This is a genomic window from Acinetobacter lwoffii, from assembly GCF_052078135.1.
In the GTDB taxonomy this organism is placed as follows: Bacteria; Pseudomonadota; Gammaproteobacteria; order Pseudomonadales; family Moraxellaceae; genus Acinetobacter; species Acinetobacter lwoffii_Z.
In genome coordinates, this window is the sequence record NZ_JBQGUZ010000008.1 from 18,288 (window position 1) to 42,750 (window position 24,463).

Annotated in this window: 25 protein-coding genes and 2 tRNA genes; 15 read left to right on the plus strand and 12 right to left on the minus strand. The window is 43.9% G+C overall.

The window, feature by feature from the left end; genetic code table 11:
• The first annotated feature begins 41 nt into the window (after positions 1-41).
• Positions 42-287 carry a hypothetical protein gene (locus tag ACTL4S_RS07005; protein WP_004278666.1) on the plus strand — a complete coding sequence of 82 codons (246 nt, stop codon included), beginning with the start codon at positions 42-44 and terminating at the stop codon, positions 285-287.
• 277 nt (positions 288-564) lie between these two features.
• On the opposite strand, the gene ACTL4S_RS07010 is transcribed toward ACTL4S_RS07005, so the two are convergent.
• Positions 565-1,575: an AraC family transcriptional regulator gene (locus ACTL4S_RS07010; protein ID WP_114540965.1), complete on the minus strand. Its 1,011-nt coding sequence runs from the start codon at positions 1,573-1,575 to the stop codon at positions 565-567.
• A 108-nt stretch (positions 1,576-1,683) separates the two neighbouring features.
• On the opposite strand from ACTL4S_RS07010, the gene ACTL4S_RS07015 reads away from it, so the two are divergent.
• The gene (locus tag ACTL4S_RS07015) at positions 1,684-2,328 is read left to right on the plus strand and encodes a sterol desaturase family protein (RefSeq protein WP_247143291.1); all 645 of its coding nucleotides are present in this window, start codon (positions 1,684-1,686) and stop codon (positions 2,326-2,328) included.
• Positions 2,329-2,613: 285 nt separating this feature from the next.
• Here ACTL4S_RS07015 and hisF read toward each other — a convergent pair whose 3' ends face one another.
• Complete coding sequence (hisF, locus tag ACTL4S_RS07020; RefSeq protein ID WP_004647284.1) at positions 2,614-3,372, minus strand: imidazole glycerol phosphate synthase subunit HisF; 759 nt, start codon at positions 3,370-3,372, stop codon at positions 2,614-2,616.
• Between the two features lie 113 nt (positions 3,373-3,485).
• On the opposite strand from hisF, the gene ACTL4S_RS07025 reads away from it, so the two are divergent.
• From ACTL4S_RS07025 to ACTL4S_RS07035, 3 genes are read left to right on the plus strand one after another with little or no spacing between them, the layout of a single operon-like run.
• Positions 3,486-4,433, plus strand: coding sequence for a homoserine kinase (locus ACTL4S_RS07025; RefSeq protein ID WP_044111388.1), 948 nt, complete (start codon positions 3,486-3,488; stop codon positions 4,431-4,433).
• Between the two features lie 27 nt (positions 4,434-4,460).
• The gene (locus tag ACTL4S_RS07030; RefSeq protein ID WP_184413035.1) at positions 4,461-5,087 is read left to right on the plus strand and encodes a DUF1294 domain-containing protein; all 627 of its coding nucleotides are present in this window, start codon (positions 4,461-4,463) and stop codon (positions 5,085-5,087) included.
• A gap of 20 nt (positions 5,088-5,107) precedes the next feature.
• Positions 5,108-5,503 carry a DUF4870 family protein gene (locus tag ACTL4S_RS07035; protein ID WP_005105397.1) on the plus strand — a complete coding sequence of 132 codons (396 nt, stop codon included), beginning with the start codon at positions 5,108-5,110 and terminating at the stop codon, positions 5,501-5,503.
• Positions 5,504-5,562: 59 nt separating this feature from the next.
• On the opposite strand, the gene ACTL4S_RS07040 is transcribed toward ACTL4S_RS07035, so the two are convergent.
• The 6 genes from ACTL4S_RS07040 to hisB form a co-directional block, all read right to left on the minus strand.
• Positions 5,563-6,492 carry a DMT family transporter gene (locus ACTL4S_RS07040; RefSeq protein WP_441299024.1) on the minus strand — a complete coding sequence of 310 codons (930 nt, stop codon included), beginning with the start codon at positions 6,490-6,492 and terminating at the stop codon, positions 5,563-5,565.
• Positions 6,493-6,557: 65 nt separating this feature from the next.
• Positions 6,558-7,292: a 1-(5-phosphoribosyl)-5-[(5-phosphoribosylamino)methylideneamino]imidazole-4-carboxamide isomerase gene (gene hisA / locus ACTL4S_RS07045; protein WP_004278658.1), complete on the minus strand. Its 735-nt coding sequence runs from the start codon at positions 7,290-7,292 to the stop codon at positions 6,558-6,560.
• Positions 7,293-7,619: 327 nt separating this feature from the next.
• Positions 7,620-8,279 carry a 3'-5' exonuclease gene (locus ACTL4S_RS07050; protein ID WP_005105400.1) on the minus strand — a complete coding sequence of 220 codons (660 nt, stop codon included), beginning with the start codon at positions 8,277-8,279 and terminating at the stop codon, positions 7,620-7,622.
• 103 nt (positions 8,280-8,382) lie between these two features.
• Positions 8,383-8,901: a DUF805 domain-containing protein gene (locus ACTL4S_RS07055; RefSeq protein WP_005105402.1), complete on the minus strand. Its 519-nt coding sequence runs from the start codon at positions 8,899-8,901 to the stop codon at positions 8,383-8,385.
• A gap of 131 nt (positions 8,902-9,032) precedes the next feature.
• Complete coding sequence (gene hisH / locus ACTL4S_RS07060) at positions 9,033-9,650, minus strand: imidazole glycerol phosphate synthase subunit HisH (protein ID WP_086044210.1); 618 nt, start codon at positions 9,648-9,650, stop codon at positions 9,033-9,035.
• The gene (gene hisB / locus ACTL4S_RS07065; protein ID WP_441299025.1) at positions 9,650-10,243 is read right to left on the minus strand and encodes an imidazoleglycerol-phosphate dehydratase HisB; all 594 of its coding nucleotides are present in this window, start codon (positions 10,241-10,243) and stop codon (positions 9,650-9,652) included. The genes hisH and hisB overlap by 1 nt, the downstream gene beginning before the upstream one ends.
• A 96-nt stretch (positions 10,244-10,339) precedes the next feature.
• On the opposite strand from hisB, the gene ACTL4S_RS07070 reads away from it, so the two are divergent.
• From ACTL4S_RS07070 to tehB, 7 genes are all read left to right on the plus strand, one after another.
• Positions 10,340-10,717: a GNAT family N-acetyltransferase gene (locus tag ACTL4S_RS07070; RefSeq protein WP_004278652.1), complete on the plus strand. Its 378-nt coding sequence runs from the start codon at positions 10,340-10,342 to the stop codon at positions 10,715-10,717.
• A 203-nt stretch (positions 10,718-10,920) separates the two neighbouring features.
• A tRNA-Phe gene (locus tag ACTL4S_RS07075) sits at positions 10,921-10,996 on the plus strand.
• Positions 10,997-11,133: 137 nt separating this feature from the next.
• Positions 11,134-11,209: transfer RNA gene (locus ACTL4S_RS07080), tRNA-Phe, on the plus strand.
• Between the two features lie 221 nt (positions 11,210-11,430).
• The gene (locus tag ACTL4S_RS07085) at positions 11,431-11,928 is read left to right on the plus strand and encodes a hypothetical protein (protein ID WP_180181451.1); all 498 of its coding nucleotides are present in this window, start codon (positions 11,431-11,433) and stop codon (positions 11,926-11,928) included.
• A 225-nt stretch (positions 11,929-12,153) separates the two neighbouring features.
• The gene (locus ACTL4S_RS07090; RefSeq protein WP_441299026.1) at positions 12,154-12,903 is read left to right on the plus strand and encodes a hypothetical protein; all 750 of its coding nucleotides are present in this window, start codon (positions 12,154-12,156) and stop codon (positions 12,901-12,903) included.
• A gap of 109 nt (positions 12,904-13,012) precedes the next feature.
• Positions 13,013-13,285 carry a hypothetical protein gene (locus ACTL4S_RS07095; protein WP_441299027.1) on the plus strand — a complete coding sequence of 91 codons (273 nt, stop codon included), beginning with the start codon at positions 13,013-13,015 and terminating at the stop codon, positions 13,283-13,285.
• 216 nt (positions 13,286-13,501) lie between these two features.
• Positions 13,502-14,365, plus strand: coding sequence for an SAM-dependent methyltransferase TehB (gene tehB, locus ACTL4S_RS07100; RefSeq protein ID WP_441299028.1), 864 nt, complete (start codon positions 13,502-13,504; stop codon positions 14,363-14,365).
• Positions 14,366-14,467: 102 nt separating this feature from the next.
• Here the strand turns inward: tehB and ACTL4S_RS07105 are convergent, their stop codons facing one another.
• On the minus strand, positions 14,468-14,848 hold the full coding sequence (locus tag ACTL4S_RS07105; RefSeq protein ID WP_441299029.1) for a hypothetical protein: 381 nt from the start codon (positions 14,846-14,848) through the stop codon (positions 14,468-14,470).
• Between the two features lie 224 nt (positions 14,849-15,072).
• Between ACTL4S_RS07105 and ACTL4S_RS07110 the strand changes: the two genes are divergently transcribed.
• The gene (locus ACTL4S_RS07110) at positions 15,073-16,920 is read left to right on the plus strand and encodes an NACHT domain-containing protein (RefSeq protein ID WP_441299030.1); all 1,848 of its coding nucleotides are present in this window, start codon (positions 15,073-15,075) and stop codon (positions 16,918-16,920) included.
• Positions 16,921-16,968: 48 nt separating this feature from the next.
• Here the strand turns inward: ACTL4S_RS07110 and fadA are convergent, their stop codons facing one another.
• Positions 16,969-18,141 (minus strand): acetyl-CoA C-acyltransferase FadA, encoded by a 1,173-nt coding sequence (gene fadA / locus ACTL4S_RS07115; RefSeq protein WP_004729264.1) that lies wholly within the window; start codon positions 18,139-18,141, stop codon positions 16,969-16,971.
• Positions 18,142-18,153: 12 nt separating this feature from the next.
• Positions 18,154-20,304, minus strand: coding sequence for a fatty acid oxidation complex subunit alpha FadB (gene fadB / locus ACTL4S_RS07120; protein ID WP_004729267.1), 2,151 nt, complete (start codon positions 20,302-20,304; stop codon positions 18,154-18,156).
• A 586-nt stretch (positions 20,305-20,890) separates the two neighbouring features.
• Between fadB and ACTL4S_RS07125 the strand changes: the two genes are divergently transcribed.
• A complete protein-coding gene (locus ACTL4S_RS07125; protein WP_441299031.1) occupies positions 20,891-21,304 on the plus strand; it encodes a PH domain-containing protein in 414 nt (137 codons plus the stop codon).
• A gap of 17 nt (positions 21,305-21,321) precedes the next feature.
• Here the strand turns inward: ACTL4S_RS07125 and ACTL4S_RS07130 are convergent, their stop codons facing one another.
• A complete protein-coding gene (locus ACTL4S_RS07130; protein ID WP_441299032.1) occupies positions 21,322-22,383 on the minus strand; it encodes an AAA family ATPase in 1,062 nt (353 codons plus the stop codon).
• A 224-nt stretch (positions 22,384-22,607) separates the two neighbouring features.
• Between ACTL4S_RS07130 and uvrC the strand changes: the two genes are divergently transcribed.
• Complete coding sequence (uvrC, locus tag ACTL4S_RS07135) at positions 22,608-24,407, plus strand: excinuclease ABC subunit UvrC (RefSeq protein WP_004647300.1); 1,800 nt, start codon at positions 22,608-22,610, stop codon at positions 24,405-24,407.
• The last annotated feature ends 56 nt before the right edge of the window (positions 24,408-24,463 follow it).

Consider the following 24,463-nt stretch of genomic DNA (forward strand, 5'->3'; position numbering starts at 1 on the left):
CAGACGTTCATGGAAAAATAACAAAGACAGGTGAAGAGGATATGTTTAAAGCATTTGAAAATGGCAGTGAATCCCATGCCATTCATGATCTGACTTTGGAAAATGATCTAGACTGCGTCAGCCTGTATGGCAACTTGCAAATCACCAAGGATCAGCAGGGACTGAAAGTGGCCAAAGCCTTGCAGGCTTTTCTGAATGATGTGGTACAACAACTAGAAAACACGCCGGACTTGCCAGAAAAAATTCAGCGTGATGATCTGGATGAAATTGAAAATCCATTTTTATAAGCATTTTTAAGCGCGATGATCTGCATGCTCCATGTGAAACATGCAGAAAAATGGTATTTAGAAATCCTGACTTTTTAGAAGGCTTTTATTGAAAAGCTTAATTTCTCTGCTCCCGTAATATCTCCAAACACCAGCCAGAATGTGCCGAGCAATTCGCCAAGATATTTATCAATTTTTTAAGTGCTTATTTTTATATTTATCATCAGGTGATAGGGGACAGGGATTAAAATCGTCAACCCTGCATGAAGCCCGTATATCAAACGAACATGCTGGTAGTTTAAGCAGCTGGCATATTCTGTTGGCGCCACTGCTGCGGTGTCAGCTGGGTCCATTGCTTAAAGGCACGCTGAAACGCACTTTGTTCAGAATAACCCAGTAACATGGCAGTCTCCTGCAAACTCAAGTGCGGATCTTTCAGATATTGCATAGCCAGCATGCAGCGAATCTCCTGCATACATTGCTGATAAGTTTTGCCCTGTTTTTGTAAATGGCGTTGTAACTGACGCACGGAAAAATTCATCTGCTCGGCAATATGTTTGATCTGGAACAGGTTTTTTTGCAGGCCAATTAGAATCGCCTGTTGCAGCTGCTGATCTACCAGAGTGGAGTACGGAAATTTTTCTAATAATGCTTTGGCCTGTTGCATCAGCAGTTTTTGCAAGGTCTGGTCGCCCTGTTTCAGCGGCCTGGACAGTTCACTGACATGCATTAATACCTGATTTCTGGCTTGAGAAAATCGGACTTTACAGCCGAAATACTGCTCATAGAGTGCAATATTTTTAGGCATTGCATGCTGGAAATGTACCTCGTATAACTGAACCCCGTGCGGGCTCTGAATATTGGCTTTTACGAATTCCGTCATTAGCGCAATCGCGATTTCATCGGTCAATTGAGTATTCAGATGAAACGGAACTTCAACCCAGCCAATCGACAGATAATCGCCTTGCCATTGCAGCTGAAGTGGGCCACCATCATAAATCAGACGATGATAATCATGATAGCGCATAAAGGCTTCACCCAAGGTCTCACTTGAGAGTGCCAGATAGCCAATAATACCGAGGTGTTTAGCTTCAACCAGTTGGGCGATTTCCAAGCCTAAAGCCGGTCGTTGCAGCTGTTGATCAAGTGTCGTTAACAGATCACGCCACAGGGCGAAATCAAAGCGTTCCAGATTTTGAATGGCCAATAATTTCTCAGGGACTTCAAGCTGTTTCAACTGATAATAGTCCAAAAGTAAATGTCCTAAACCACCGTATACTGAACCTACGTAGTTTTTTAGAACCAGCATTTTTAATTCTTTTATTTTGTCGTATTTTGTCAATCATATTGAATATTTTGGTCAATATCTAGTCTTTTATTTAGCCTATATTAAAAATAGACCAAGAGGTAAAAGATTATGTGGAAAGGTTTTCTGGCAGGACTTGTCGTCGCAAATGGATTTGAATGGTTTGCACATAAATATGTATTGCATGGTGTTCACCGGCCGGGACAGAGCCGTTATAGTCCGGTACCCGAGAGTATGCGCTCACACTGGGAGCATCACCGGATTGTGCGAAAAACGGAATTTTCCGATTTCGGCTATGTAGAAGGACTGGACAACTGGCGTACCCGCAATGAAATTGCCTCATTGGCAGTCGTCGCGACCGTTTTTGGACTCAGTTTTTATCCTTTTTCCAAAGGTATGTCACTGGCTGCCTTATATGGTGCAGGCAACTATTATTATTTACATCGCCGGGCTCATCTGGAGCCGGAATGGGCCAAAAAGAAATTGCCCTGGCATTATGATCATCATATGAATAGTAATCAGGATGCCAACTGGTGCGTCACCAAGCCCTGGTTTGATTATCTGCTCGGTACCCGTGTGATTTCCTCGGCAGATTTGCAGGAACAGAATCCTTTAGGTCTGAGCTTGCCTGCACCGATCTCGAAAAAACTCAACCGCTGGGCAGAACAATATTTTCCGGTTAAATCGGCCGATGCTTCCTCTAAAATGACAAAAAATACGGTAATGAAGCAGTTAAATACGCAGGTTATGGAGTAAAACAGGGCTTTGTCGTGATTTGTCAATAAAATACGATTGTATTGTCAATATTGTCCTGCGGATTTCACTTATATTTGCTCCTGTCGGTGAGCAAAGCCTCATACTGATAATGTTTCTGGGTGTAATGAGTTATTTTGAATACCAAGTGCTGTAGTCTTATCTTGGTTTTATAAGGAGTCGAAAGACTCCTTTTTTTGTCCCGTATTTGCTGTGTTGTTTTATTTAAGGCATAAAAAAAGAGTGTTTATAAAAACACTCTTTAATCAAATCATCATCTAAAACGGCTTAGAGGCGCATTTCAATGCCTTGGGCTGCCATATAGGCTTTGGCTTCCGGAATGGTGTGCTGGCCAAAATGGAAAATTGAAGCTGCCAGTACTGCATCAGCACCACCATGGATAATGCCGTCCGCCAAATGCTGTAAATTACCCACACCACCAGAAGCAATCGTCGGTACCGTGACGCGGTCATTGATGGCACGCATCAGGGCAATGTCGTAACCGGCTTTGGTGCCATCGGCATCCATCGAAGTAATCAGTAATTCACCTGCGCCGAAGTCAGCCATTTTCACAGCCCATTCAATCGCATCAATCCCGGTTTCTTTACGGCCACCGTGGGTGAAAATTTCCCATTTGTGGTCGCCAGTTTTTTTGGCATCAATTGCAACAACGATACACTGTGCGCCAAAGCGTTGAGACGCTTCCTGTACAAACTCGGGATTATAAATCGCAGCCGAGTTGATGCTGACTTTGTCTGCACCGGCATTGAGTAATAGACGGATATCTTCGACTTTACGTACACCGCCACCGACAGTCAGGGGTACAAAAACCGATTCGGCCATGCGTTCTACTGTACGGTAAGTGGTATCGCGTCCATGATGTGTAGCGGTAATATCAAGGAAAGTAATTTCATCGGCACCTTGTTCATTATAACGGCGCGCCACTTCGACCGGGTCACCCGCATCACGAATATCAAGGAACTGGACACCCTTGACCACGCGGCCGTTATCCACGTCCAGACAAGGAATAATACGTTTAGCTAGCATAAATTTTTCCAATTATTACAGCCGATTATGAAACTCACCCACGCAAGCGCTACACCTTGGCAGATGGAAACGGTATTCTAGCAAAATTATGTAAGTTTTTTCGCAGGTTTTCTATGTCGGTTTATACCACTTTGACTTTAAAGGAAGTTCAGGATTTTGCGGCGCCTTATGGTTTAAAGGTGATTGATCTGATTCCCATTCAAGGCGGTATTCAAAATACCAACTACTTTTTAGTCTGCGAAGACCAGCAATATGTGCTGACCGTATTTGAAGATATGGATGAACAGGCAGCAGGTGAGCTGGTTCCTGTTTTAGAACATCTGGGTCACGCCGGGTTGGCCGTTCCAGTGCCTTTATCCCATTCAGGCAAAGCCATTCACAGTATTAAAGATAAACCGGCACAGATTGCACCACGCCTGATGGGTGAACATCCGATGCCATCTACCGTCGCGCAGGTTGAAGCGATTGCAGTGGCTCAGGCGAAAATGCATGTGGCACTCAAAGACTTTAAATTAGAACGTAATTTTGTGCGTGATCATGCCTATTGGCTGGCCGTTTCTCAAGAGATTAAACCAAGTTTAAGTCCGGCAGATAAAGTCTTGCTCGGTAAATTATTAGGTTTATATGAGGCGTTGACGGCGGTATATCCGGATCGTCCACGCGGTTTCATTCATTCAGATCTGTTCCGTGACAATACCTTATTTGAAGGCGATCAGCTGAATGGTATTCTGGATTTTTATGAGCTAAATAAAGATGAATGGCTGTTTGATATTGCTATTACGTTAAATGACTTCTGTACCGAATATCCTGACGTGGTCTTGAACGAAGAAAAAGCGATTGCCTTTTTAAATGCCTATGAAACGATTCGTCCTTTAACCAGTGATGAACGCGCTTGTCTGGAATTGTATCTGGCTATGGCAGCAGGACGGTTCTGGATGATGCGTCTGCAGGTGGCTCAGCGTAATGCAGCATTAGGCCGTACTGGCGAAGATATTTTGCAAAAAAATCCGGATGAAATGCGTAATATGCTGATTGAACGCTTAAAATTTGTCACCGCTTAAACAATCAAATCAACAGGGATAGGGAATATGCGCGATCAGGGACGCTTAGTGGAATGGTTTGATGATCAGGGTTATGGTTTTATCCAGCCTAGTGACCCAGCTAAAGATCGCGTATTTCTGCATATCAAGGACTTTGCCAAGCCTGGGCCACGTCCAATCGTGGGCTGTGCGCTGGATTATCTGGTCATTCTGGATGAACGCGGCCGTTATCGTGCGCAGCAGGTGATGTACCTGAAAGCAGTACAAGCCAAAAGTCTGCAAGCCAAACTCAAACCCTCCAAGCCACAGCAGACACAGAAATTACAGCCGATGCAGATTGCCTGTGTGCTCTATATTCTTTTTTTGGTGGCTTTGACCTTGGGCGGTTTACTCAGTGGACTGGTGTTGTTACTGGTCAGCCTGATGAACGCGCTCAGCTACTGGCTCTATGCGCAAGACAAGGAAGCAGCCCAGCTGGGTAATCGCCGTATTCCGGAAAATACTCTGCATGTGGTGGCCTTCTTGGGCGGCTGGCCGGCAGCCTGGCTGGCACAGCAGAAATTACGGCATAAAACACAAAAACAACCTTTCCGGCAGATATATTTTTGTACCATAGGCTTTAACATCATTTTGATTATATGGCTGATTTCCCCATTGAATAGTTTAAATATCTAGGGGAAGTACCAGGAGGGGACGTGAATTATTCCATTGATAAAGACTCAAACCGCACACTGACTTTTGCACTGTACATTTTATATATTGTGGCCATTTTTAGTGCTGGCCTGCTGGCTGTCGTGGCGTTGATCATTAACTATGTGAAACGGCGCGATGTGCGCGGTTCCATCTTTGAAAGCCATTTTACCTGGCAGATCCGCAGTTTCTGGTGGTATCTGTTCTGGAATATCGTCGCCTTTATTCCATTTTTCTTTTTGTTCTTTACCGGCGAAGATCCTGACCTGTTTGCAGGGGTCGCATTTGGTGCATCCGCTTTCTGTTTAGTGGTGGTGGTTTTGGCCTGGATCTGGATTGTGTATCGGGCGATTCGCGGCATCATGCGCTTAAATGACAATAGACCGATGTATAGCAAATAATTTTAGCCATATTTCCCCAGAGAAAAAATCCCCCTTTTTTAAGGGGGGATTTAGCAGAATTAAGAAAGATCTTGTTTTAATTGTTCTGTTGGATCTTTTCTTAAAAACTTTGGTTTCCATTCACTGGCAATTACGCCAAGTACCACCATCAATCCGCCTAATAAAGCCAGTGACGGTAAACGTTCTCCGGCCAGACGGCCAAACAGGGCTGCCCATACCGGTTCACCTGCATAGATAATCGCTGCTTGCGAAGGATCCACCATGCGCTGAGCCCAGTTCATCACCAGTTGGATCAAGGCACTGGCAATGCCTAACCCGACTAAAATTCCTGCCAGATGCCAGTGAAATCCAGGTAACTGAGATTCACCTAAAACAGGTGCGATCATGAAGCAGAACAGGGATGCAAAAATCAGTTGCAGCACCGTGACCCGGCGGACATTGACCTGCTCGGCGAAATAGCTGATAAAAATAATCTCCAGTGCGATCGCAATCGAACCAAGCAAAGTCAGGGTTTGTCCGAAACTGAGCTGAATCGCAGCAAAGCCATTTCCTGTCAAAAACACCAGACCGATAAAGGCAAACAGCGCTCCGGTCCAAGTCATAACATGTGGTTTTTTGCGAAATAGCAGCCAGAGCAGGATCGGAACCAGCGGAACATACAAGGCGGTTAAAAAGGCCGACTCACTGCTGCTGATGGTCTGCAAGCCCACAGTTTGGGTGCCGTAGCCAATGGCGATCATGATGCCAATCACCACGCCAGCGAACACCTCTTTCAGGTTCATGCCTTTTAGCGACTTCAGTGAAATCAGGGTGACGGCAAGCGCTGCCGCAGCAAAACGCAGGCCGACAAATATAATCGGACTGCTAAAGTTCAGCCCGTATTGCACGGTAATAAAGCTGCCGCCCCAGATAATGGTGATCAGGATCAGGGCGAGTTGCGGCGCTTTCACCATCCAGCCGGAGTGATTTTTGGAAATAAGTGTAGACATGCCAGGAGATCAGAAAATTAAAAAATAAAAAAGAGGTCCGAAGACCTCTTTTACAGCAAGCTTAATTATAGCGCCTGTTGCTCATCTAGCAACAACTGTGCTTCACGCAAGCTTAATGTACCTTCGTAAATCGCACGACCGGTAATTGCGCCTAAAATACCTGGTTGGTCTTTCAGGTTACGTACGTCATCCAGGTTGGTCACACCACCAGATGCAATCACAGGCAAACCTGAGTATTGCGCCAGATTCACGGTTTGCTCAATATTCACACCCTGCATCATGCCATCACGCGCGATGTCCGTATAGACAATGCTCGACACACCAGCATCGGCAAAACGTTTCGCCAGATCAGTGGCTTTAACATCAGTCACATTGGCCCAGCCATCTGTTGCCACCATGCCATTCATGGCATCAATCCCAACAATAATATGACCGGCAAATTTTCGACATGCTTCTTCAACAAATTCAGGATCCTGAACTGCTTTGGTGCCAATGATCACAAAAGAAACACCGGCTTGCAGATAATGCTCAATGGTTTCCAGAGAACGGATACCACCACCAATCTGGATCGGCAAATCAGGTTGAGATCGGACGATGGCTTCAACCACTGGTTTATGGATTGGCGTACCTGCGAAAGCACCGTTTAAATCTACTAAATGCAAGCGGCGAGCGCCTTCATTTACCCAATGCTGTGCTGTTGCGACCGGATCGTCTGAAAATACGGTATCGTCTTCCATACGACCTTGTTTTAAACGGACACATTTGCCATCTTTCAGGTCAATTGCAGGGATGATCAGCATGCTTTCGCTCCTTGCTTAATCTTTAGAATGAATTTGAGTGTATTCATCTTAGCAAATAAAGTCGAAATTTCTAACTCTTAAACGGTATGAATAAAGAAAACCTGTCCATAGATAGGTAGCAGTGAGGTAATTTATTTTGCTCGTTTTAATGATTTTAATGATCCGTCTCTTGAATGGAGATCAGATTTTCCATAACGGATCGTGTACTGAGCTGGTCGATAACCGAAGCTGTAAGACCTGTTAAAGTCACAGCTCTCTCATCGAACGCGCTCATCACAGCTTTTATGCGTACATCAAGTTACCAGAACCAACACGCCGCTTAAGCGCTTAAGCCGTCGATGAAGGACGGATTCTTAATTTTAATGAAGTATTGGGAATCTCTCTGGGTAATAAATCCCGACGTAGTAATTCTTCAAATACCAGCACGGGCGCGTAGGCATCTGCGGCTGCATAATCAATTTGTGCCGGGCTGAGCTTCTTGCTGGCCCAGTTCGAGGTACTAATCCGTTTGGATTTAGGAAAATTTACTTGAAATAGCAAAGCCATGGCATTTTTTAATCCGACCGGATTGTTTAAACCAAAAGCTTTAAAACATTTGGACAGTTCAATCACACTATTCAGTTCAATGCCTTTTTTACGGAACAGGTGCGCATCATTTTTCAGGCCAAAACCGACCTTGATCTGCTCGCGACTGGCAAAGATCGGTTTAAGAAAATCCCAGATCGAATCATTCATTTGAAATAAATAGGCTTTATCTAAAGTGGCCAGCTGAATCAGATGTGGCCCGGTAGAAACCTCACCAACTTTAAAGGTCGGTTTGGATTCAGAATCGAAACCCAGGACTGCATGGCTTTTTAGCTCCTGTGCAAGGGCATGACACTGTTCCAGACGATTAATCACCTGAATCTGTTGCATCGGAAGATTTTGAAATACAGGAAAGGCCTGAATTTGTTCCTTGCTTGGTAAAGTATCCAGCAGCTGTTGCATAAACTTCAATCATGAAATGAATGCGTTCAGCTTAATCACTTTTCCTGTTCTAGGCAAAAATAAAGCCCATGAAGAATGGGCTTTATGCAAAATTTAACAAGGATTAATCAGTGTGATAGCTACTCTGTTCGATCTGCGCCTGTTGAGCACGTTCAACATAATTCTGATAAGCAGGGACAGCAAAGGCTGCCAAAATAACTGCGAGTACCAGATACAGCACCACCAAAAGCGTTTCCCAGCCACGTGTCGTGCGTGGAGGGCCATATTCATTACTTTCGTTGTGACCGGGTGCCAATAACAGGTAAAGTGTAAAGACAAGGTTTACGACCGGCACAAAAATCAGTAAAGAAAGCCAGCCATTATGATTACGGTCATGTAAACGACGAATTAAAAAAATCACGCTAAAATAAATCGCAACGCCGTAGATCAAAACCAACAGCACCATTAAAGGCATGGACATTTTACCATCTAAAGTCTCTGGACTCATTCCAGGTAAAATGAAAGCAGCAATGATCCCGATGATCATAAAGCAAAAACCCAGCAGCATATTCCATGCGATATACGAACGTCGCCCAAAACGTCCTGATGCATTCCACCCCGAATCCTGAATTGTATTACTCATTATTTTTCCTTTGTTTTCATTAGATTTTTTATAAGTAAGTCTATGATAAAGGGATTTTTTATAAATGAAAAGTGTAAAAAATAATCAATAAAAAAGCCCGCAATCTGCGAGCTTTTTAGGGGGAAGGAAAATCAGATTTTCCAGTCCACAAAGTTTTTCAATAACTGCAAACCGGCAGTATGACTTTTTTCCGGATGGAATTGGGTCGCGAACAGGTTTTCTTTATGAATTGCAGTACAGAACTCGATGCCATAGGTACAAGTAGCTGCCACCAAGTCTGAATCTTGTGGCTCTACATAGTAACTGTGCACAAAGTAGAAACGCGCATCCTGTTCGATATTATTCCACATTGGATGCTCTGGATCGGCCTGATGTACCTGGTTCCAGCCCATATGCGGCACTTTTAAGCCCGCCATTTCCGGAAAATGCTTGACCGCACCTTCGAAAATACCCAGTGCATCGGTACCGCCATTTTCTTCCGAATGCTGCATCAAGGCTTGCATGCCGACACAAATGGCCAATACCGGTTTGTTAAATACGGCATTGCGTACCACTTCATCAATCCCGGCTTCGTGCATGCCTTGCATACAGTCACGCATCGCGCCTACGCCCGGAAAAACAATCTTGTCTGCTTGTGCAATCAGTTTTGGATCATTGGTCACATCAACCGTGGCACCGACATGTTCTAATGCTTTTGCCGCAGAGTGCAAATTTCCCATGCCATAATCAAGAAGGGCAATACGGGTCATTACAGTGTACCTTTGGTTGAAGCTACCGTATTGGCAGCACGTGAATCTACTTCACAGGCCATACGCAGCGCACGCGCAAATGCTTTAAATACGCTTTCGATCTGGTGATGGCTGTTTTTGCCTTTCAGGTTGTCGATATGCACCGTCATCAAGGAATGGTTTACAAAGCCCTGGAAAAACTCAGAGAATAAATCCACATCAAAACGGCCGATCATGGCACGGGTAAATGGAATATCCATAAACAGACCCGGACGGCCAGACAGATCTACCACGACACGGCTTAAAGACTCATCGAGTGGCGCATAGAAATGACCATAGCGTTTCAGGCCTTTTTTATCGCCCAATGCCTGTGCAAATGCCTGACCCAGCGTAATACCGCAGTCTTCCACAGTATGATGGTCATCGATTTCCAGATCGCCATCACAATGAATATCAATATCAAACAGGCCATGACGCTTGATTTGATCAATCATATGATCTAAAAAGGGAATACCCGTGTTTAAGGTGCCTTGACCAGTACCGTCGAGATTCAAACGAACTCGAATTTTGGTTTCGTTGGTATTTCTTACCACTTCACTGATACGATCTGTCATAGACACGTTCCTCAAATACGTCAAAATGATTGATGTAGAAAATATTTTCGCCGTGACGAAGTCACCGCATATTAGATTGCTCAGGAGGGTTTATCAATGCCTATCACCGTACATGCTTATACTTCTTTAGAAAATGACGAAGTGCGCAGCCAGCTTGAGCGACTGTATGACACGAGCCCTGAATTTAGTGACGGGGCAGATGCCATGGAACAACTAGAGCAAAACCTTGCACAGTATACCTCAGTTTATAGCGCAGAATTTAATAGCAAAATTATTGGGGCAATCTGGTGCACCGGACAGGGTGAAAGCCGCATTCTGGAAAATATCGTGGTGCATCCGGCCAACCGTGGCCGTGGTGTGGCAGAAAGGCTGGTCAGCGAAGTCTGCCGCATGGAAGAAGAAAAAGGCGTGAAAAACTTTGTGCCAGGCTGTGGGGCCATTCATCGTTGTCTGGCCAATCTGGAAAAAATCTGAAAATCGATCAACCATAAGCGGCCGTTAGGCTGCTTTTTTATGTAAATAACCGCTTAAATCTGTTTTATTGCTGAGGTCTTTGGTAAACACTGTTCGATTTATGACTCAAATTGACGCGAGTTGATGGAAAAGTAAACATTTGAAGAAAATTATTCTCTCTGCTCTTGACGATTTACAACTGAAACTGTTTAATACGCGACATCGGCGTGATAGCTCAGTAGGTAGAGCAACGGATTGAAAATCCGTGTGTCCCCAGTTCGATCCTGGGTCTCGCCACCATATTTTAAAACGATTTCAAAGTTTTCAATCCCTGATCCCATCAGGGATTTTTTTTAGGCCAAAAATCAGCCACTCAAATATTTTTTTCATAATTTTGATTGACTAATGAGGCCAGATACGGCTTAATACACCGCATCGGCGTGATAGCTCAGTAGGTAGAGCAACGGATTGAAAATCCGTGTGTCCCCAGTTCGATCCTGGGTCTCGCCACCATATACAAAAAATCCTCAAACTTGGTTTGGGGATTTTTTTTGTTTTCACCAAAACCAGATCAGCATTCTTTTCTATTTTTCAGTTGTTTCAACGTCTTCTTTTTCGACGTTTCCTGTCTTTTTATGCATCATTGACCGTTTATCAAACTTAACAATAGGCACTGGCATTATTTGTAAGATTTAGCTTTGACGCTTTCCCTTTTCCAAACGAGGGTGAAAATGATGAATCTCCTAACACCAATTAAACTCGGCTTTCTTACGGCCTGTACTGCTTTTAGCCTGCCGATATTAAGCCATGCTGCGCCTGCTGCTGATTCCGTCGTCTTGCCGACCCTGACCGTCATGGCGGAACCGGAACTGCGCGCCGTGACTGAAAAAATGTTGCCTTATCAGGAGCAGAACAGCCAGCGTAAGGCCCTGCAAATGCGCCTGATGAAAATTGAACGTGAAATTCAGGCCTATAGCGTGGATGGTGACGTAGTGGCGAATATTGATGTGATGCGTGCACCTGCCGACCCTGATCTGGATAGTCTGCCTGTGGTGTTCCGTGAATATGTATTGGCCATCGCACAGGGCTTGCAGTCTTCAGACCCAAGAAATGGGGTATATGTACTGCTGCAACCTTTTGGAATTAACCGCGATGCCACCAATGTGAATATTGTCCGCGAACAATTCGATCCGAACCGGCTGAATCTGAGCCTGCCGTTTAATTCCCCATAATGTGCGCCTGTCGGTCTAGATAACTTTGTTTAACAAGCTTATTAAATCTGCCATGCAATGAGATCGGAAAAATAGGGTGCTCGAAAGGATAGCTTTGTGAGGGGAGCAATTTCTGTCTAAGCTAGACATATTATTGGAAAAATCAAATGCCTTGAATTGTGTTTAAAAAATAAGCATAGTGGATGTAAATCAACAAGATCTGACTGACAGAGCTGGAGCGTATACATGCCGCGTGTTTTTATGATTGTAGCCGCTGTGACACTGGCAATTTTTATTGGGCTGTTTTATCAGAATTCAGTTCAGCAAAAACATCAGGCCGAGCTGCTCGAATATGAAACCGTGCTCGAAGAAAAAACCGAGAGCATTGCGCAGCAGGCACAGGACTGGTCTAAACCGATTCAAATTAAGCTTGAGGATGACCGTCTGGATGGTGACTATGCCATCATGGCAGAATTTATGCTGGGGCAATTGCGCGACAGTGCCGAGGAACGCAATCAGTATCTACGCGACTTAAAAGCCGCCAACTGGCAGAATTTTCTGAATATCGACCGCTTGGCTAAGGATCAGGCACAAGGCTATAAAGAAACTGAAGCGATGCTCAAGCAAGTCCATCAAATTGTGAACAATTATCAGCAGAAAATCCAGCAGCGCGATGCCGAGCTGATCGACAAGGCACAGCAACTGGATATTAAAAACCGTTATCGCCAGCAACTGAGCCTGACCCTGAAAGACAGTCAGCAAAATAGTAATGCACATGTCATTTTTGAAATTGAAAAACAGACGCTGGCCAAGGCTGATGCCTTATTTGCAGTACTGAAAAAGCATAAATGGCAAAAGAAAAATAACACCTTTATGTTCTATGACGATAAAGCCGTGCAAGAATTTAATGCGCTGTATAAAGAAATGCTGCACTTGAATAAACAGATGGAACGAGTGGCGACTGCCAATCAGAAAGCGGTTGAAAACAAGTTGTAGCATGACCTAGATGACAGGATTGCCATAGGACTGTCATCTGCTGTTCAAACTCGCTTGCTAAATTGAAGGGGTCGCACAGATCACGACATAACATTTAAGCAGGTGAGTCATGCAAACAATTCAGGTTTTTGCTGATATTCAGCAGGTGTACGGTGAGTTTGTCGCAAATAAAAAATGTCCAAAATTACAAAGGATGAATAACGGGGATAAGAACCGATTGTTCTTAAATCAATATTTCACGCTGATCGAGGACTGGCACTATACCGAACAGATTGTGATTCAGTTCAATCAGCAGTATTTCAGTCTGGATTTGGGGAGCGCACCGGATTTTATGGATCAGGACAAATACATCAGCTGGATGAAGTCGGAACTGCTGCATTAATCGAATCGCCATATTCCTCGTTGATAGATAACCGAGCTGTCTCAATAGAGGCAGCTTTTTTATTTTGATAGAAAACTGGTATTGATCTTGCTGTTGCATCGGCACAGCGCGAACAGGCGCTGATTCCAATTCCGATTTGAACAGGCTATGCTGAATTAATTACCGCTGCCAAAAGAATGACAGGCGGAGCATGGATGATATGGAGGGCAAAAATTTATGCAACAGTTGAGATGTTATAAGGAACTCCCAGTCTGGACCCAGCAGAGTATTCCTCAGGGCTTCAAGAATCAGCACAATACCAAAGCCGGCACCTGGGCAAAATTGACAGTATTAAAAGGTGAGTTGCGTTTTGCCATGCTGGAAAAATCTGGTGTAGTGCAATCCGAGCATGTATTTACGCCAGAGCAGCAACCGCCATTTATTGAGCCTGAGGCCTGGCACAAAATTGTCTCTGCCAGTGAAGATGTCGAATGTCAGCTACGTTTTTACTGCCGGCCTGAGGATTACTTCATCAAGAAATATCAGTTGAATCCTACCCATTCTGAAGTGCTGGCAGCGATGCCCTATTTAAAAGGTGGCCGTGCGCTGGACGTTGGTTGTGGTACAGGGCGTAATGCGCTTTATTTAAGTCAGAACGGCTTTAAGGTCGATGCCTGGGATGTCAACGAAAATAGTTTGCAGACTTTAAGACAGATTGTGCATACCGAGCAGATTGATCATGTACAGGTACAGCGGCGCGATCTCAATACGGATACCAGTATTGCAGGTCAATATGACTTTATCTACTGCACTGTAGTGATGATGTTCCTTGAGCCGAAAACCATTCCACCGCTCATTACACAGATGCAGCAGGCGACCGTGCCGGGTGGCTATAATCTGATTGTCTGTGCCATGGATACGCCAGATATTCCGGCACAAGCCGATTTTCCATTTGCTTTTCAGCCGGGGGAGTTGCGAGGGTATTATGAGGGCTGGAATATTGTGAAATACAATGAAGATATCGGTGAGCTGTATCGTGTCGATGAGCAGGGCCAGCGGATTAAGCAGCACTTTGCCACGATGCTGGCGCAGAAGGTCTAAATAAAAGATTGAGGATTTTTTTTAAATTCTTGAACTTAAATAAGACACTCCAAAACAAAAAAAGATGTCAGGCTGACATCTTTTTTTATGCTTTTAAAAAGCTTAAGCCGCTTTTTTAAACCAAGAGAACCAGCCTTTTTTCTCAGCTTTTACTTCTGCTTTTTCAGCAGCCGCGTCTTTGGTTTCTACTGCCTCAGTTTTCGCAGCTTCAACGTGTTGTTCTGCTGTAGCTTGAGCTGTTTCTAATTGAGTCGTCGCTTCTGTTTTTACTGCTTCAGCTTTAGTTTCAGTCGCTTGTTGAGTTGCAGCAACAGTCGCTTGAGTCGCTTCAACTTTCGCTTGTACAGGTGCAGCAGCTTCTTTGGCAATAGTTTGGGTTGTTTTAGTTACAACAGTTGCTGGCGCAACTTGAGCTTCAGTTGCCATTGCAGATGCAGAAGTCGCTACGATTGCAGTCGCGATCATTGTTTTAAGCATGTTCATATATACCCTTTTAAGGAAATAGGAAAAAAGAGGCTTGATCATACATTTATAAAATTTAAGTGCTTCATAAATATGGTTTTATTGGTTGAAAAATAAACCAATCTTACAAAGGGATAACATTTCTATTTTTATATGAGGTAATTAAAAAAACGGAAAATTAAAGTACAATATTTATGTAAAGAATCATTATATGAAACATCCTTTAAACTTAAGATCATAAAAATATGAATGAAATAATTGTCGGGGTGGCTGGGGAGGCTGTAAAGCAGCTTGTTATTCCATTTATCCAAGCAGGATACACTAAATTTAAGTCTATGCTTTCTTCTAAAGAGCAAGCACGAAATTTTGAAGAAAATTATAGTAAATATTGTGAAGATATTTTTTATATTCGTACATTAAGCTCTAGACAGAATCTAAAGTTTATAGATGATTTTTATGTGCCTTTATTACTAAAAGGTATTAATACGTATTCTTTGGAAGTAGGAGGGAATACTCAACTTAATACTGAAAACAGAGGAGTATTAATAAAGGGATTTGCTGGACAAGGAAAATCTACAATCCTTAGAAAACTAGTATTAAATAATATTCGAAATAATAAAATTCCAATATTCTTTGAGTTGAAAAATTTTAATGGGAAAACTTTATTAGACTCAATAAGTGAGGATCTTAATAAAGTAGGTATTCCTATTAGTTTTGAATCCTTAAAAGTAATAGTGAATAAAAATGATGTGGTTCTTTATTTAGATGCTTTTGATGAAGCCCGCCCAGAATATAGAAGAAAATTAATTGATGAGGTAAGGGATTTTATAAATTCTTATAATGCTAATATTGTTATTACATCACGACCTGATGATGATTTGAATAGTTTACCGAATCTAGATGAATATCATGTTGCATTTTTAGATGAGTACAAAATTAAAGAAATTATAAAAAAGGAAGCTCAAGATGCAGAGAAAGCTAGTGACCTTATTAGGAACTTAGATAATAGAATTTTTAATATTGATGATGAGTCTGTTTTTAAAACCCCTATATTGGTTTCTTTGTATACGATTAGCTATAACTTAGGAGAAGAAGTTCCAGAAAATTTATCTAGTTTTTATGATAAAATTTTTGATGCAGTTTTTTATATTCACGATAATTTAAAAGGAAGAGTGGATAGGATAAGAACATTCAATGATAATAAATTAATATACATAAATATATTCTCATTTGTTAGCCTCATGATGATACAAGATGACTACTCTAATTTAAAGTACAATAAATATTTATCTGAGGTCAAATCAGCATTAGATTTTTTTCAAGAAAATAATTCAAAATATCAAAGTGTAGCAAATCATATTATAAATATATCTAACCTTATCATTAAGGATGGTTATGATGAGATAAAGTTTATTCATAAATCAATTGCAGAGTTTTTTACTGCAAAATTTATTGCTACCGGGATGCCTAAGAATAAAGTTGATGATTATTATAATAGATGTTTGTTAAATGTGGATTTTAATAAAAACTTCTTAAATGTTTTGAAGTTTTTAGAGGAAATAGATACATATAACTATTTGGATAAATATTATTTAAAAGGTGTGAGTGGGATATTAGGTCTAAATTTAGAACTTATTGATCATAATACATATGAGTTAAGTAGTGAATTAATTGAATTATTTCTATGTTCTACATATTTACGTGTTGGTGTTAGTCATAGTCATGGACTTAAAGGAAGAAGAGTAGAAGAGTTTTACTTGGATAAGCCTGAATTCCTTTATGGTATAAGTTCAGATTTTCAGTCTTTCTATAACACTTTATTTGAAAAAGCATATCAAAAATTATGCCTTGATAGAAATGAAAGTCAATTTTGTAGAAAATTAGCAAACATTGGAATTTACGAAGATTGTGGAAAAATTTGTAGACTTAGCTTGAGAGGAAGTATTGTTAATTTAGGTTTAACTATATCTCAAATAGAAGATGCGTTAAGACTTGCTATAGTGGAGCTTTATATGCACAAATATAATAAATCTTTGTCAAAAATTAATCATCTAAATGATTTTATGGCCTCTTCAAATGTTTTTAAATTTTAAAAAAACCCCGCAAAAGCGGGGTTTTCTTTTTATCTTGGTATTTAAGAATTAAACACGTTCGATCACAGTTGCAATACCTTGACCTAGACCGATACACATGGTCGCAAGACCGATTTGCGTATCTTGTTGCTCCATTACGTTCAACAATGTCGTTGTGATACGCGCACCAGAACAACCCAATGGGTGACCCAATGCAATCGCGCCACCGTTATGGTTCACGATGTCTTGCTTGTCATAAATGCCTAAGCCTTTAAGAACAGACAGACCTTGTGCAGCAAATGCTTCGTTCAATTCAAAAGTCTGAATATCAGCAATTGACAGGCCAGCACGTTTCAACGCTTTTTGTGTTGCCGGAACCGGACCATAACCCATAATCGCAGCATCGCAGCCTGCGACCGCCATAGAGCGAATTACAGCGCGTGGCTTAAGACCTAAAGCTTGAGCACGTTCAGCAGACATCAACAACATTGCAGAAGCGCCATCAGACAAGGCTGATGAAGTCGCTGCAGTTACTGTACCGCCTTTCGGATCGAACACTGGACGCAAAGATTTGAACGATTCAAGGTTCGCATCTGGACGGATCACTTCATCGATATCACACAGGATTTTGTAGCCATCTGCATTATGACCTTCAATGCCGACGATCTCATTCTGGAACAGACCGTTTTCAGTCGCAGCCCAGGCACGGCGATGTGATTCCACACCAAACGCATCCTGTTCTTCACGGCTAATGCCGTTCATACGACCCAACATTTCAGCAGTTAAGCCCATCATGTTCGACGCTTTGGCATAATGCTTAGACGCTTCAGGGTTCAGGTCGATGCCGTGCATCATGCCCACATGGCCCATGTGCTCAACACCACCGATGATGAAGATATCACCTTGGTTCGTTGCAATTTGCGCAGCCGCAGTGTGAATCGCCTGCATAGACGAGCCACAAAGACGGTTCACCGTTTGACCTGCAACAGTCTTCGGCAGGTCTGCCAGTAATGCGATATTACGGGCAATGTTCATACCTTGTTCTAGGGTTTGGTTCACACAGCCCCAGATTACGTCTTCAACTTCATGCGGGTCGAATTCGTTACGTACCAAGAGGGCACGGACAAGCTCAGCAGACATCGAGTCGGCACGTACATTGCGGAACATACCGTTTTTGGTTTTACCCATTGCTGAACGTACGCCATCAACGATGACAACGTCACGTGGATTTAAAGTAGCCATTCACGTTGCTCCTTAACCGTAGAATTTTTTGTTGTTAGCAGCCATTTCGCGCAACATTTCTGGCGCTTCATAAGCTTTACCAAGGTGCGCATACTTATTGCAAAGCGCAACATACTCAGCTACACCAGTTTGATCGATGTAACGGCATGGACCACCACGGAATGGCGGGAAACCAACACCCATGATCATGGCCATATCTGCTTCAGCAGCAGTGGCTACAATGTTGTCTTCCAGGCAACGAACAGTTTCGTTACAGAAAGCCAGCATCATGCGATCAATGATTTCCTGAGCGTCAAATTCACGTTTTTCCGCAGTTGCAACAGATGCCACAAGCTCATACGCAGTTGGATCAACCACTTTGGCTTTTTTGCCTTTACGGTCAAGTTCATACTTGTAGAAACCAACGTCGTTCTTTTGACCCAGACGTTTGTTTTCGTACATCACCTGAATCGAACCTTTGAAATCAGGTTTCATACGATCCGGGAAGCCTTCAGCCATCACTTCTGCACCGTGTACGCCAGTGTCGATACCGACAACGTCCATCAGGTAAGCAGGACCCATTGGCCAGCCGAATTTTTCCATGACTTTATCGATTTGCTGGAAGTCAGCGCCATCTTTAAGCAACAGGTCAAATGCACCAAAGTAAGGGAACAATACGCGGTTCACCAGGAAGCCCGGGCAGTCATTCACCACGATTGGTGTTTTACCCATTTTCTGTGCAAGCACGACAGTCGTTGCAATCGCTTCGTCAGAAGTTTTCGCACCGCGGATCACTTCAACCAGTGGCATCATGTGTACCGGGTTAAAGAAGTGCATGCCCACGAAGTTTTCAGGACGTTCCAGGTTTTCAGCCAGACGCGTGATTGAAATCGTAGAAGTATTAGATGCAATGATCGTGTTTTCACGAACTTTTGCTTCAGTTTCTTTCAGTACGATACCTTTGACTTTTGGATTTTCAGTCACGGCTTCGATCACGATGTCCACTTCTTTAAACTCGTCATAGCTTAAAGTTGGGCGGATGCGCGCAAGAGTTTCACCCATTTGAGCAGGCTTCATCTTCTTACGTTCAACTTGTTTGGTCAGTAAACCATTGGCTTCTTTCATACCCAAAGCAAGTTGCTGGTTACCGATGTCTTTCATGATGATCGGTGTGCCTTTGCTTGCCGCCTGGTAAGCAATACCACCACCCATGATACCTGCGCCTAGAACAGCCGCCTGGTTCACTGGATGCGCACCTTTTTCATAGCGCTTCGAGGTTTTTTTCACGATCTGGTCATTCAGGAACAAACCGATCAAGGCACCTGCTTGTGGTGTGACTGCTGCTTTAGCAAAACCTTCAGCTTCCGCTTTCAGCGCGTCATCACGATGCAGGCTCGCACCCGCTTGAAGAGAATCAAGCAGTAATTTTGGTGCAGGGTATTGAGCTGGATTAGCTTTTGCCAGAACCATGCCTTTCGATGAGTTAAACGCCATCATCTGTTCGATCGGGCTGAGTTTAACTGGATCGAGTTTTTCCTGACGCTTGGTTTTCCAGTCTAAACGGCCATGAATCGCCTGTTTTACCAGATCAAGTGCAGCATCTTGTAGCTTGTCAGCAGGAACGACAGCATCGACTGCGCCGTCTTTCAGTGCAGCAGCTGGCTTCTTAGGATTGGCCATTGCCATCCATTCTACCGCGTTGTCGATACCGATTAGACGGCTTAAACGTACTGTACCACCGAAGCCCGGGAAGATACCCAGCTTGATTTCAGGCAGGCCCACTTGCGCCTGCTCTGACATGACACGGTAGTCACACACCAGGCACATTTCGAAACCGCCACCCAGTGCCATGCCATTAATGGCAGCCACTTTAGGAATGTCGAGGTCTTCGAAGCTGTTAAAAATTTCATGTACTGGCATTGCCCAGTCAACAATCGCTTGTTCACCCTGAGCAAAGTTGTCGCCGAATTCAGTGATATCAGCACCTACAATAAATGTAGATTTGCCTGAAGTCACAATCAGACCTTGAATATCGGCATGGGAGACGGCTTCGATAGCAGCCTTGAAATCTTCAATCGTTGCACGGTTGAATTTGTTAACGGACTCACCTTGTAAGTCAAAGCGGAATTCTGCAATCCCGTCCTCAAGCATTTGGACGGTAATGGCATTGCCAGCGTGGATCATGCCCTGATCTCCTTTATTTTGGAGGACTTCTAAGTTGATGTTGTGAAGCAAGTGCGCATGTCCCGCGCACTTTTTGACTTCGCTAATCTTACGATAACTATATCCAAAAAGAACATAACAAGTTGTATCAAGCCGTGACGCAATGGTCATCAATTTCTGCCAGACTGATCCGCCCCGCTATAACTTTTCCTTTCAGTTTTCTAAAAGAAGATGAACCAAAGATTTTGTTTCAATTCATTATTTTTTATCAATCAGCCTGATAGATATGGAGCAGGGTGACTGATTTTCAAGGTGCATTTCTAGCGGAATTTTGTCAATTCAGTCAATTTCTATCCTTGAACTTGCCATTTTTAGCCTCGAAGTATGCTGAGCGCAGGGCTTTCAGGTCTTTGCTGATAGTATTTAATCAGCACAAATAACAGTGTATTAGATCATTTGAGTTACTGAACTTTTCTGATGAGATCGAAAATGGGAACGATCCTGTCGATGTGTGATTTAAAATAATTTCCATCCTGCCGGGTTGAATCCCTGTCATCTGCTATGGAATTGTTTATGATGATCTTGCACTTAGATATGGGGGATATCGATGCACGTATTTCGTTCTAAAAAAGACTGGTGGCTGATGGCTTTTGTGATTTGTATGAGTGGCCTGTTGCTGCAACTACTGCTGACCATGCAGGCCAAAGGCACTATGCAGCAATATCCGCTGCACACTGCGGTTTATGTCCTGACTATTATCATTTTATGGTGGCCGCTGTGGAGTACGCGCTATGTGATGGACAATGGGGTGTTGACCATAAAAAGCCTGTGGTTAAGCTGGAAGATTCCGTTAAGTGAAATCCAATCCATTCAGCCCACAGACCACTCTATCATTGCGCCAGCCTTATCTTTAAAGCGTCTGCGGATTGACTATACTGATGCGGGCGTGCAGAAATTTATATTGGTTTCACCCAAAGATCAAACTGCTTTTATACAGGTGCTTCAGCCGAATAAAAACTGATATCGAGTCTGCCTTAGTTAAGCTTTTGCTTGCTCAGGCAGAACCACCAGCTGTCCATCGACACAGTCCAGATGCAGACTGAATTGCTCAGGCTGGTTTAAAAAATACAGTGCCAGAATCGGCTCCAGTTCGGTACGCATCTTACGGCCCAAATGCCGGGCGCCGTAACGAATATCATGGCCCTGATAGAAATAGGCTTTGGCTGCAGCGCTTAAATGCACGCTGCGTTGCTGATGTTGCAAGCGCTTGTTCAGTTTATCCAGTTCAATTTCGACCAGACGTGGCAGGGCATCATGCTGTACCGCCTGATAATGCAGGCTGCGGTCAATCCGGTTCAGAAATTCAGGGTCGAATTTACGCTGCATGACTTTTTCAATGATGCGCTGGGTGGGAACGCGCTTCAGACACAGTGCCTGCATTTTCTCAGGCAGATAGCTGAGTTTGTCCAGATATTGCTGCGCCGCCTGTGCCCCGACATTGCTGGTCATAAAGATCATGCAGTTGCGAAAATCGATAGTTTTAGTGCCCGCTGTCAAGGTCAGCCGGCCAGTATCCAGCACGTTCATCAAGCCGCGAATCACTTCGTTACTGGCTTTTTCCAGCTCATCAAACAGCATGATGCCGGGACGGGTATGACTGCCGGCAATCGCAGTTTCATCAAACAGGCTGTGACCTTCCTTTGATCCCACATAACCGGGCGGTGCGCCGGTCAAAGCCGCCGCATAATGTTCCTGTGCCAAAGTATTCATATCAATCCGGCAAAAGGCATCCGGGCGGCCATAGATCGCTTCGGCAATCAAACGCACGGTTTCTGTTTTACCGACGCCAGTAGGGCCCAGCATCAAGGTAACCGACAAAGGGCGATCCGGACTGGCGAAATCTGCCTTGACCAGATGCAGCATTTTTTCAATTTCATTCAGGGCTGCATCCTGCCCAATAATCCGTTCACGCAGCAGCTGCATTACACTACTCGGCTCGAAATGAAAACGCGGTTTGCCAATCAGGCGATCACGTTCAGACAGACTATGGGTGGAAGTGGAGGGTTGAACAATATGAATGTCCGATTGCTGCATGGTCATGCGAATCATCTCAAAACTAGACTTTTTGAGCATAACAAAGTTAAAGGTTGAAATTTATAGCTTTTAACAATCAGTTTATGTCGTGAGGATTATAGATTGGAGGGTAACCTGACAGCAACTTTAAGATTAGGTGGCAGCTTCAGGGGAATTTTGTGTTTTTGCTTGAAAATGACGCAACAATCATCACATATATCTGCAGATTGTAGGTGAAAAATAGGCTTTAGGTGAACGAAAACGCACGCCCCCATATTGAAAAAATCCTGGCGAATATGACCAGCCTGCCCGGGGTCTACCGGATGTATGGTAAAGACGGCGAATTATTGTATGTGGGTAAAGCTAAAAACCTGAAAAACCGGGTCTCCAGCTATTTTGTCAAAACGCTGGATCATCCCAAAACTCAGGCCTTGGTGGCACGGATTTATGATATCCAGACCTTGGTGGTACGTTCTGAAACTGAAGCCTTGTTGCTGGAACAGAACCTGATCAAGCTGCATCATCCACCGTATAACATCATGCTGCGTGATGACAAATCTTATGTCTATATTTTTGTTTCGGCAGATAAACCCTATCCGCGTTTAGCCAGTGGACGTGGCAAGGGCAAGCATCAGGTAGGTAAATTTTTTGGACCTTATCCGAGTGCTTATACGGCGCGGGATACTTTGGTGGTGCTGCAAAAACTTTTCAATGTGCGTTCCTGTGAAAACAGTTTTTTTGCCAACCGGACCCGTCCTTGTCTACAATACCAGATCAAACGCTGCTCTGCGCCTTGTGTCGGATTTATTTCTCCGGAAGACTATAAGGCAGATGTCGATAACTCGATCCGCTTTTTGCAGGGCGATACCAAGGAGCTGAATCAGGAACTGATCGCAAAAATGGAAGCGGCCGCTGAAGCGCTGGAATTTGAAAAAGCGGTGTTCTATCGTGACCGGATGGCGCTGTTAAGAGACGTACAGTCACAGCAGGCGATCTATAAGCTCAAAGGCGAAGCGGATATCCTGTCGATTGCCTATCAGGCCGGAGTGACCTGTGTGCAGATCATGCATGTGCGCAACGGTAAAATGCTGGGTGGAAAAAGTTATTTCCCGGATATGCTCAGTGATGACCTGGGGCAGATGCTGGCCGATTTTATTGCCAATTTTTATTTTCAGGTGGCGGATGAAATTCCGGCTGAACTGATTGTCAATCTGGAAGTAGCTGATCGTAAGGAACTGGAAGCCGCACTGTCGCAGCATTTTGGCAAGAAAATCCAGATCAAGTCCAAAGTCCGCGAAACCCGGGCCGAATGGCTGGAACTGGCGCAGATGAATGTACAGCACGCGATTCAGGGCAAGCTGGCCAATCATATAGAATTAAATGAGCGTTTTCATCAGCTGGAGCAGGTGGTCGGCCGTCCTGTAGACCGGATCGAGTGCTTCGATATTTCACATACCATGGGCGAAGATACCGTGGCGTCCTGTGTGGTCTTTGACAGTGGTGGTGCGCGCAAGCGTGATTATCGCCAGTTTTCCATTCATGATATTCAGGCGGGCGATGACTATGCCGCCATGCGTCAGGCGCTGACCCGTCGTTATAAAAAAGCCCTATTGCCGGACCTGCTGTTGATTGATGGTGGCAAGGGGCAATTGCACATGGCGATGGAAGTCATGCAGGAACTGGGACTGGATGCCTTTATGGTCGGTGTGTCCAAAGGTGAGGGACGTAAGCCCGGTCTGGAAACCCTGCACTTTACCGATGGCAGTAAAATTCAATTACCGGAGGATCATAAGGCGCTGCATCTGATTCAGCAGGTACGTGATGAAGCACACCGCTTTGCGATTACCAAGCATCGTGCCAAACGCGATAAAAAGCGTGGTTCATCAGTGCTGGAAGTTATTCCGGGGCTCGGACCAAAACGCCGTCGGGATTTGCTGACCCATTTTGGCGGGATTCAGGGCGTACTGAAAGCCTCAGAACGAGATCTGCAACTGGTACCGGGACTGGGTTCAGTCATGGCCCGGATGATTTATAAAGTGCTGCATGAATGACGCGTGGCTTAAATGCAAGGGCCAAAGTGCGCATTGACGCTTGGGTCACGTGACAT

Coding starts and splice junctions, on each gene's coding strand:
- ACTL4S_RS07005 (WP_004278666.1), top strand. CDS start 42: ATGTTTAAAGCATTTGAAAATGGCAGTGAATCCCATGCCATTCATGAT.
- ACTL4S_RS07010 (WP_114540965.1), bottom strand. CDS start 1,575: ATGCTGGTTCTAAAAAACTACGTAGGTTCAGTATACGGTGGTTTAGGA.
- ACTL4S_RS07015 (WP_247143291.1), top strand. CDS start 1,684: ATGTGGAAAGGTTTTCTGGCAGGACTTGTCGTCGCAAATGGATTTGAA.
- hisF (WP_004647284.1), bottom strand. CDS start 3,372: ATGCTAGCTAAACGTATTATTCCTTGTCTGGACGTGGATAACGGCCGC.
- ACTL4S_RS07025 (WP_044111388.1), top strand. CDS start 3,486: ATGTCGGTTTATACCACTTTGACTTTAAAGGAAGTTCAGGATTTTGCG.
- ACTL4S_RS07030 (WP_184413035.1), top strand. CDS start 4,461: ATGCGCGATCAGGGACGCTTAGTGGAATGGTTTGATGATCAGGGTTAT.
- ACTL4S_RS07040 (WP_441299024.1), bottom strand. CDS start 6,492: ATGTCTACACTTATTTCCAAAAATCACTCCGGCTGGATGGTGAAAGCG.
- hisA (WP_004278658.1), bottom strand. CDS start 7,292: ATGCTGATCATCCCTGCAATTGACCTGAAAGATGGCAAATGTGTCCGT.
- ACTL4S_RS07050 (WP_005105400.1), bottom strand. CDS start 8,279: ATGCAACAGCTGCTGGATACTTTACCAAGCAAGGAACAAATTCAGGCC.
- ACTL4S_RS07055 (WP_005105402.1), bottom strand. CDS start 8,901: ATGAGTAATACAATTCAGGATTCGGGGTGGAATGCATCAGGACGTTTT.
- hisH (WP_086044210.1), bottom strand. CDS start 9,650: ATGACCCGTATTGCCCTTCTTGATTATGGCATGGGAAATTTGCACTCT.
- hisB (WP_441299025.1), bottom strand. CDS start 10,243: ATGACAGATCGTATCAGTGAAGTGGTAAGAAATACCAACGAAACCAAA.
- ACTL4S_RS07070 (WP_004278652.1), top strand. CDS start 10,340: ATGCCTATCACCGTACATGCTTATACTTCTTTAGAAAATGACGAAGTG.
- ACTL4S_RS07085 (WP_180181451.1), top strand. CDS start 11,431: ATGAATCTCCTAACACCAATTAAACTCGGCTTTCTTACGGCCTGTACT.
- ACTL4S_RS07090 (WP_441299026.1), top strand. CDS start 12,154: ATGCCGCGTGTTTTTATGATTGTAGCCGCTGTGACACTGGCAATTTTT.
- ACTL4S_RS07095 (WP_441299027.1), top strand. CDS start 13,013: ATGCAAACAATTCAGGTTTTTGCTGATATTCAGCAGGTGTACGGTGAG.
- tehB (WP_441299028.1), top strand. CDS start 13,502: ATGCAACAGTTGAGATGTTATAAGGAACTCCCAGTCTGGACCCAGCAG.
- ACTL4S_RS07105 (WP_441299029.1), bottom strand. CDS start 14,848: ATGAACATGCTTAAAACAATGATCGCGACTGCAATCGTAGCGACTTCT.
- ACTL4S_RS07110 (WP_441299030.1), top strand. CDS start 15,073: ATGAATGAAATAATTGTCGGGGTGGCTGGGGAGGCTGTAAAGCAGCTT.
- fadA (WP_004729264.1), bottom strand. CDS start 18,141: ATGGCTACTTTAAATCCACGTGACGTTGTCATCGTTGATGGCGTACGT.
- fadB (WP_004729267.1), bottom strand. CDS start 20,304: ATGATCCACGCTGGCAATGCCATTACCGTCCAAATGCTTGAGGACGGG.
- ACTL4S_RS07125 (WP_441299031.1), top strand. CDS start 20,891: ATGCACGTATTTCGTTCTAAAAAAGACTGGTGGCTGATGGCTTTTGTG.
- ACTL4S_RS07130 (WP_441299032.1), bottom strand. CDS start 22,383: ATGACCATGCAGCAATCGGACATTCATATTGTTCAACCCTCCACTTCC.